8 protein-coding genes are annotated in these 7130 nt (G+C 71.5%); 6 read left to right on the forward strand and 2 right to left on the reverse strand.

Features of this window, described 5'->3' with window-relative positions:
• Window positions 1-160: 160 nt before the first annotated feature.
• Window positions 161-1450: a D-amino acid dehydrogenase gene (locus J2Z33_RS09355; protein ID WP_209840164.1), complete on the forward strand. Its 1290-nt coding sequence runs from the start codon at window positions 161-163 to the stop codon at window positions 1448-1450.
• Here the strand turns inward: J2Z33_RS09355 and J2Z33_RS09360 are convergent.
• The gene (locus tag J2Z33_RS09360; RefSeq protein ID WP_342454156.1) at window positions 1447-2286 is read right to left on the reverse strand and encodes a sulfite exporter TauE/SafE family protein; all 840 of its coding nucleotides are present in this window, start codon (window positions 2284-2286) and stop codon (window positions 1447-1449) included. The two genes, J2Z33_RS09355 and J2Z33_RS09360, sit on opposite strands and share 4 nt — an antisense overlap.
• Before the next feature lie 141 nt (window positions 2287-2427).
• Here J2Z33_RS09360 and J2Z33_RS09365 point away from each other — a divergent pair, with 141 nt between their 5' ends.
• From J2Z33_RS09365 to J2Z33_RS09385, 5 genes are all read left to right on the forward strand, one after another.
• Window positions 2428-3183: a cytochrome c biogenesis CcdA family protein gene (locus J2Z33_RS09365; protein WP_209840166.1), complete on the forward strand. Its 756-nt coding sequence runs from the start codon at window positions 2428-2430 to the stop codon at window positions 3181-3183.
• A gap of 181 nt (window positions 3184-3364) precedes the next feature.
• A complete protein-coding gene (locus J2Z33_RS09370; RefSeq protein ID WP_209840168.1) occupies window positions 3365-3823 on the forward strand; it encodes an acyltransferase in 459 nt (152 codons plus the stop codon).
• 8 nt (window positions 3824-3831) lie between these two features.
• Window positions 3832-4089 carry an acyl carrier protein gene (locus tag J2Z33_RS09375; RefSeq protein ID WP_209840170.1) on the forward strand — a complete coding sequence of 86 codons (258 nt, stop codon included), beginning with the start codon at window positions 3832-3834 and terminating at the stop codon, window positions 4087-4089.
• Window positions 4086-5402 carry an ANL family adenylate-forming protein gene (locus J2Z33_RS09380; RefSeq protein ID WP_209840172.1) on the forward strand — a complete coding sequence of 439 codons (1317 nt, stop codon included), beginning with the start codon at window positions 4086-4088 and terminating at the stop codon, window positions 5400-5402. Before J2Z33_RS09375 ends, J2Z33_RS09380 begins: the two co-directional genes overlap by 4 nt.
• A complete protein-coding gene (locus J2Z33_RS09385; protein WP_209840174.1) occupies window positions 5399-6124 on the forward strand; it encodes an SDR family NAD(P)-dependent oxidoreductase in 726 nt (241 codons plus the stop codon). Before J2Z33_RS09380 ends, J2Z33_RS09385 begins: the two co-directional genes overlap by 4 nt.
• A 503-nt stretch (window positions 6125-6627) precedes the next feature.
• Here the strand turns inward: J2Z33_RS09385 and J2Z33_RS09390 are convergent.
• Window positions 6628-7130: methyl-accepting chemotaxis protein (locus J2Z33_RS09390; RefSeq protein ID WP_245218723.1), on the reverse strand; the 503-nt coding region annotated here is incomplete at its 5' end.

Consider the following 7130-nt stretch of genomic DNA (forward strand, 5'->3'; position numbering starts at 1 on the left):
CTTCGGCTGGTTTGCCGTCATATCGAATTATCGTGTGCAGGTATGCCAAATCGCGCAAGAACCTTTGGCTTGAAGCTTCGGCAGCTACCGTCTTTGCGAGCCTTTCCCCCGCGGAGTCGATTATCCGTGATCGGGCGGCGGCACGGGAGCGGAGAAGGCCATGCGGATCATCGTCTTGGGAGCGGGCGTCATCGGAGTGACCTCGGCCTGGTATCTGGCCGAGGCGGGCCACGAGGTCACGGTGATCGACCGCCAGCCCGCGCCGGCGCGAGAGACGAGCTTTGCCAACGCGGGCGAGGTGTCGCCCGGCTACTCCGCCCCCTGGGCCGCGCCGGGCATCCCGCTGAAGGCGCTGAAGTGGATGATGCAGCGCCACGCGCCGCTGATCGTGCAGCCCCGGCCGGACTGGGCGAAGCTGACCTGGCTGGCGCGGATGCTGGGGAACTGCACGCCCGAGGCCTACAATGCCAACAAGGCGCGGATGGTGCGGCTGGCCGAGTATTCGCGCGACTGCCTTGGCGCGCTGCGCGACGAGACCGGCATCGCCTACGACGAGCGGAGGCTGGGGACGTTGCAGGTCTTCCGCAAGGAGGCGCAGATGGCGGCGGCGGAAAAGGACATCGCCGTGCTGCGCGAGGGCGGCGTGCCCTTCGAGGTGCTGGACGCCGAGGGCTGCGCCCGAGCCGAGCCGGGGCTGGCCAAGGGCGAGATCGTCGGCGGGCTGCGGCTGCCGGGCGACGAGACGGGGGACTGCTTCAAGTTCACGACCGCGCTGGCGGCGCTGTGCGAGGCGAAGGGCGTCGCCTTCCGCTATGGCGTCGGCGTGGAGCGTCTGGTGGTCGAGGGCGGGCGGGTCACGGGCGCCATGACGGCCGAGGGGCCGGTCACGGGCGACGCGGTGGTGGTGGCGCTGGGGAGCTTCTCGCCGGCGCTGGTGAAGCCGCTGGGGCTCGGGCTGCCGGTCTATCCGGTGAAGGGCTATTCGCTGACGCTGCCGGTTGTGGACGCCGGGGCCGCTCCGGTGTCCACGGTGATGGACGAGACCTACAAGGTGGCGATCACCCGGCTGGGCGACCGCATCCGGGTGGGGGGCTTGGCCGAGATTGCCGGGTTCGACCTGTCGCTGCCGCCCGCGAGGAAGGCGACGCTGCTTCGTTCGGTCGAGGGGCTGTTCGGGGGCGCGGGCGATGTGGACCGCGCCGAGTTCTGGTGCGGGCTGCGGCCGATGACGCCGGACGGGACGCCGGTCGTGGGGCGGACGCCGGTGCCGGGGCTGTTCCTCAACACCGGGCACGGGACGCTGGGCTGGACGATGGCGGCGGGATCGGGCCGGGTGCTGGCGGACATCGTGTCGGGCCGGCGGTCGGGGATCGAGACGGCCGACCTCGGGATCGCGCGGTATGGGCGCGAGGGGCGGCGGGGCGGCGCCCTGGTGCCGGCGCGCGCCTAGAGCAGGTCCCAGAGGAAGCGGGCCGAGACGAACAGCAGGAACAGCCCGAACGACGTGGAGAGCGCGCGCCGCGACAGGCGGTGCGCGAGGGTGACGCCGAGGCGGGTGGTCAGCAGCGTCGTCGGCATGGTGGCGGCCACCGTGAGCCAGGAGACGTAGCCGGTCGCATCCAGCGGCAGGCCGGGCTTGCCCCAGCCGGCGTAGATGTAGCCCAGCGTCGCGGGGAGGGCGATCAGCACCCCCGCGCCCGCGCCGGTGGACACCGCGCGGTGGATCGAGACGCCGTGGAGCGTCAGGATCAGGTTGGTGATCGCGCCGCCGCCGATGCCCATGAGAGAGGACAGGAGGCCGGTGATCGCGCCGTAGACCCGCAGCGCCGCGCGCCCCGGAAGGCCCTCGCGGACCCGCCAGCCCTCGCCGCCCAGGAGGAGCTTGGCGGCGTTGACGCCGGCGACGGCCACGAAGACGACCTGGAAGATCCAGGGCTCGGCGACGCGGGCGATGAGCGAGCCGAGGAGCACCCCGAGGATCACGGGAACGGCCCAGAGCCGCAGGAGGTCCATGTCCACGGTGCCGCGTTTGAGATGCGCGCGGGCCGACAGGAACGAGGTCGGGATGATGAGGGCGAGCGAGGTGCCGACCGCCAGGGGCATCCGCACGTCGTCGCCGATCCCCAGCACCCCGAAGGCCTGGAAGAAGATCGGAACCGAGATCGCCCCGCCGCCGATGCCGAAGAGCCCGGCCAGGAAGCCGATGGCCGATCCCGCGACGAGGAGCGTGAGCAGGAGCGGCAGGACGTCGAGGAAGAGGTCCACGAGGGTCTGGGAGGCTTGCACGTCGGGCTCCGTCAGGTCTGCGGCCCTTGGTTGTCAGGCCGGGGCGGGAGTTGCAACCGCCGGCCCTCTTGTGACGCCGTGTCCCGGTGACGGCGGGCCGAGGGCGGGATAAGGCTGGACCGGGCGAATCCGGGAGCCGCGATGTTCACCTCCGACATGATCCTCGACGCGACGCTGATCCCGGCGATGCTGGTCGCGCTGGTGGCGGGGCTTCTGTCCTTCCTGAGCCCCTGCGTCCTGCCGATCGTGCCGCCGTATCTGGCCTACATGGGCGGCGTGTCGGTGGGCGAGATGACCGAGGCGCGGGCGGCGCGGGGGCGGGCGCTGCTGGCGGCGGTGTTCTTCGTGCTGGGGCTGTCCACCGTGTTCCTGCTGCTGGGGGCGGCGGCCTCCACGCTCGGGCGGGCGCTGCTGCAATGGCAGGGCTGGTTCGTGACGGGGGCGGGCGTCGTCATCATGATCTTCGGCGCGCATTTCCTGGGCGTGCTGCGAATCCCGTTCCTGGCGCGCGAGGCGCGGCTCGATGCCGGGGACCGGGGCGGGTCGGCCTTCGGGGCCTACCTGCTGGGGCTGGCCTTCGCCTTCGGCTGGACGCCATGCCTGGGGCCGATCCTGGGGGCGATCCTGGGGCTGGCGGCGACCGAGGCGGACGTGGCGCGGGGGATGGCGCTGCTGGCGACCTACGCGATGGGCCTGGGCATTCCCTTCCTGCTGGTGGCGGCGTTCTTTCCGCGCCTGGGCGGGGTCATGCGGGCGATGCGACGGCACATGGAGCGGATCGAGAGGGTCTCGGGGCTGCTGCTGTGGACGGTGGGGCTGCTCATGGTCACGGGGCAGTTCACCGCCTTTTCGTGGTGGCTGCTGGAAAGCTTCCCGGCGCTGGCCGCGATCGGCTGAGGGGACCACGAGGTCGGGCGGCGATTCGCGTTCGAGCTTGGCTCAATCGATCGGATCTTCAACTCGTCCGAACGAGTTAGGCCACGGACCGCCTTTCGGCTGTCTATGGCGAAGCGTTCCGTGTTGCTAGCTTGGGCCATGAGCGGTCCGTTCGGACCGGCTGCGGAACATAGCGGGATCCATGTCTTACGTTTCCAGACTACGCACCCTGGTGCACAAGAACCTCGTGCTGCCCGGCATGGCGGGCTACTACCGCCGCGTCTACGGGATGAATATCGGCGAGCAGGTGCGGATCTCGCGGGGGGCGCGGCTCGACAAGACCAACCCGGGCGGCATCCATATCGGTGACTACACGGCGATCACCTCGGGCGCGGCGATCCTCACGCATGATTTCGTGAACCGCCGCCACGTGGACGTGCACATCGGCTCGAACTGCTTCATCGGCTTCGGGGTCGTGGTCATGCCCGGCGTCCGCATCGGCGACTCGGTGATCGTGACCGCCAACTCCGTGGTGGGGCGCGACGTGCCTTCCAACTGCGTGGTCATGGGCAACCCCGCCCGCGTCGTGGAGCAGAACATCGTCACCGGCCCCTGGGGCATCCGCCTCGACAAGGGCGACTCGTCCGAAATCAAGCACTAGGAACAGACATGCCGCAGCTCGACGCCACCATCCGCCAGGTCTTCGGCCAGATCTGGCAGAGCGAGAAGACCAGCCCCGCGCCGGAGCTGGCGCCCGAGACGGTGCTGCTGGACACCGGCCTCGACAGCCTGGGCTTCGCCATCTTCGTGTCCGCCCTGGAGGAGGAGCTGGGCTACGACCCCTTCGCCCTGTCGCAGGACGCCTACTATCCCCAGACCTTCGCGGAGTTCGTGGCCTTCTACGACAGGTTCCGGCAAGCGGCATGAGCGTGCTGGCCCGGCTCGTCCGCGACGGCGTCCGCGTCGGCGGATCTGTGGAGGTCACGGCCGAGGCGCTGCGAGCCACCGGCCCGCGCCGGGAGCTGGCGTCCTCGCGCGTGGCGCTGGTCCTGCGCGACCCGGTGGATGTCGTGCGGGCGGTCTGCGCCCTGGACGGGCAGGTTCCGGCCATGCTGATCCTGTCCGGCGCAACCGGCGCGGAGGCGGTGTCCACGCTGATGCGGCAGGCCGGGTGCGAGGCCCTGCTGACAGACCGAGAGGATCTGCTCGCCCGGCCGGGGGCGCGACGGCTGGAGGAGGCGCTGACGCCCGGCCGTCAGGCCGGTGCGGTCGCGACGGCATGGCTGATGACGACCTCGGGCACGACAGGCCTTCCCAAGATCGTCCCGCACGATCTCGCGTCGCTGGCGCGGACGGTGAAGCGGCGACCGGCACCGGGCGGCGCCGTATGGGGGCTGCTCTACGACCCCAGCCGCTTTGCCGGGATGCAGGTGGTGCTGCAGGCCCTGATCGGTGGCGACCGCCTCGTGGTGGCCGATCCGCGCCTTCCCTTCGGCGAGCAGGTGGCGACGCTGGCGGCGGCGGGGGTCACGCACCTGTCGATGACGCCGACGCTCTGGCGGCGGCTCCTCATGGCGCCCGGGCGCGACGCCCTGCCGCTCCGGCAGGTGACCCTGGGCGGCGAGGTCGCGGACCAGCCGCTGCTGTCCGCCCTGGCGGCCGCCTATCCCCGCGCGCGGATCTCGCACATCTACGCCTCGACCGAGGCCGGTGTCGGCTTCTCGGTCACGGATGGGCTGGCCGGCTTTCCGGAAGGCTACCTCGACCGAGCGCCGGACGGGGTGAGGCTCAGGCTGATCGACGGGATGCTCTGGCTGAAGGCGCCCGGCGCGGCGCGCGGCGGCCCAAACCTCGACATGGACGAGGACGGCTTCGTCCGCACCGGCGACCGGCTGGAGGTCGCGGCGGGGCGGGCGCGCTTCCTGGGTCGCGACAGCGGCCTCATCAACGTGGGTGGCGCCAAGGTCCATCCGGAGCGGGTGGAGGCCGTCCTGACGGCGGTGCCGGGCGTCGTCATGGCGAAGGTCACGGGCCGGCGCAGCCCCATGGCGGGCGCCCTCGTCGCGGCCGAGGTGCAGCTCGCCCCCGGCCTGGATCCGGCGCTGGCGCGGAGGACGATCCTCGACGCCTGCCGGGCCCACCTGGAGCGGGAGGCGGTGCCGGCCATCCTGCGCTTCGTCGATGGCTTCGAGACCAACGCGGCCGGCAAGCTGGTGCGGACGGCGCAGGTGGAGGCATGAAGCCCGTCCTCGTCACGGGCACCTCGCGCGGGCTCGGCCTCGCCATCCTGCGGCGGCTGCTCGACGATCCCGCCGGCTACACCGTCGCGGGCCTGAGCCGGACCCGGAGCCCCGAGGCCGAGGCCCTGGCGGAGCGGCACCCCGGCCGCGTCGATCTTGTCTCCTGCGACCTGTCGGACATCGACGCGCTGCCGGCCGTGGTCTCGGACCTCGCGCGGCGGCACGGGCCGTTCTGGGGCCTCGTCAACAACGCCGGCCTGGGGCTGAGCGGGGTCCTCGCCACCATGCATCGGTCCGACATCGAGCGGATGATGGCCGTGAACCTGATGGCGCCGATCGTCCTGACGAAGGCGGTGTCGCGTGGGATGCTGGCCGCGCGGCAGGGGCGGGTGGTCAACATCTCCTCCATCATCGCGGCCACGGGCTTTCATGGACTCGGCGTCTATGCCGCGACCAAGGCGGGTCTCGAGGGCCTGACCCGCTCGCTGGCGCGGGAATTGGGCAAGCGCGACATCACAGTCAACTGCGTGGCGCCGGGGTTCCTGGAAACCGGGATGACCCTGGACTACGATCCCCAGCAACTGGCGTCGATCCGCCGCCGCGCGCCGCTGGGGGTGGCGGATCCTGCCGACGTGGCCGGCGCCGTGGCCTACCTCCTCGGACCCGAGGCCGCCAAGATCACCGGCACGGTCCTCACCGTCGATGGCGGGAGCGTCGCTTGAGGACGCCTTGCGCCCCCGGCGGGCACTTGGGTGTCGTGGGGCGGAGTCGCGAGGCCGGGGGTCGGTAGCGGGACGGCCACCGCGTCATCTCGGGTGAATCTAACGAGGAAGTCCGTGGTCGGAGCCGTGAAGGTCGTGGCAGGACCGATCTCCCGACATCGGTGGTGACGAAGATCGAGTCCCCGGGAGTCCGAGTTGCGGAACGCCCGTCGATCTGCTGAGGGCGTCGAGTGGACCGGTTCGAGGCCTCCAGCGCCAAGCTGGGTCGCCAGCCCACCCCTCTCCGAGCGAAGGATGGAGAATTCGCGATGCAGCGGAGCTGTTGATGCGGAGGAAGCCGGGCCGGTTTGGGAAGCCAGGCACCCGACCGTCGGATCGGGACCCGCTTCGCCAGTCCCGGAAGCGCCGGCCGCCCTGTCCCGACCGCAGCCCGGCCGGGGGCCGGCCTCGGTTCCGTGAGGCCGTGAGCCACAGGCCGACTCTCCGGCTCGGCGTTTCGAGGATCAGGCGCATCGCCGGCCTTTCGCCAGGGACTGGTTCGGCCGTTGCTGGCCGGCCGTCCGGATGCTGGGCCCGCTTCTCGCCGAAGGAACGTCACCGGTGTCCGAGCTCTCGTCGGGACCGGTGTGGAAGCGGTTGATCCGTTCGCTCATGTCGCCGATCCGGGTGGCCAGCCCGTTCACGGCCCTGGTCGTTTCCTCGACCATGGCGGCGTTCTGCTGGGTGATCTGGTCCATCTGGGCGACGGCGACGTTGACCTGGGCCAGGCCCGAGGACTGCTCGGCGGCGCCGGCGGCGATGGCGCCCACGAGCTCGTTGATCTCGTTCACCGCCGCCACGATGCGCCGCAGCGCCCCGCCCGTCTCGGCCACCAGCTCCACGCCCTGGTCCACCTGCGTGGCCGAGGCCGAGATCAGGTCCTTGATCTGCCGCGCCGCCTCGGCCGAGCGCTGCGCCAGCGCCCGCACCTCGGTCGCCACCACCGCAAAGCCCCGCCCCGCCTCCC

The sequence above is a fragment of the Rubellimicrobium aerolatum genome (assembly GCF_017872975.1).
GTDB classification, from domain to species: Bacteria; Pseudomonadota; Alphaproteobacteria; order Rhodobacterales; family Rhodobacteraceae; genus Rubellimicrobium; species Rubellimicrobium aerolatum.

What these genes read in the sequence shown, in the direction of transcription:
- J2Z33_RS09355 (WP_209840164.1), top strand. Translation starts at nt 161, where the DNA reads ATGCGGATCATCGTCTTGGGAGCGGGCGTCATCGGAGTGACCTCGGCC.
- J2Z33_RS09365 (WP_209840166.1), top strand. Translation starts at nt 2,428, where the DNA reads ATGTTCACCTCCGACATGATCCTCGACGCGACGCTGATCCCGGCGATG.
- J2Z33_RS09370 (WP_209840168.1), top strand. Translation starts at nt 3,365, where the DNA reads ATGTCTTACGTTTCCAGACTACGCACCCTGGTGCACAAGAACCTCGTG.
- J2Z33_RS09375 (WP_209840170.1), top strand. Translation starts at nt 3,832, where the DNA reads ATGCCGCAGCTCGACGCCACCATCCGCCAGGTCTTCGGCCAGATCTGG.
- J2Z33_RS09380 (WP_209840172.1), top strand. Translation starts at nt 4,086, where the DNA reads ATGAGCGTGCTGGCCCGGCTCGTCCGCGACGGCGTCCGCGTCGGCGGA.
- J2Z33_RS09385 (WP_209840174.1), top strand. Translation starts at nt 5,399, where the DNA reads ATGAAGCCCGTCCTCGTCACGGGCACCTCGCGCGGGCTCGGCCTCGCC.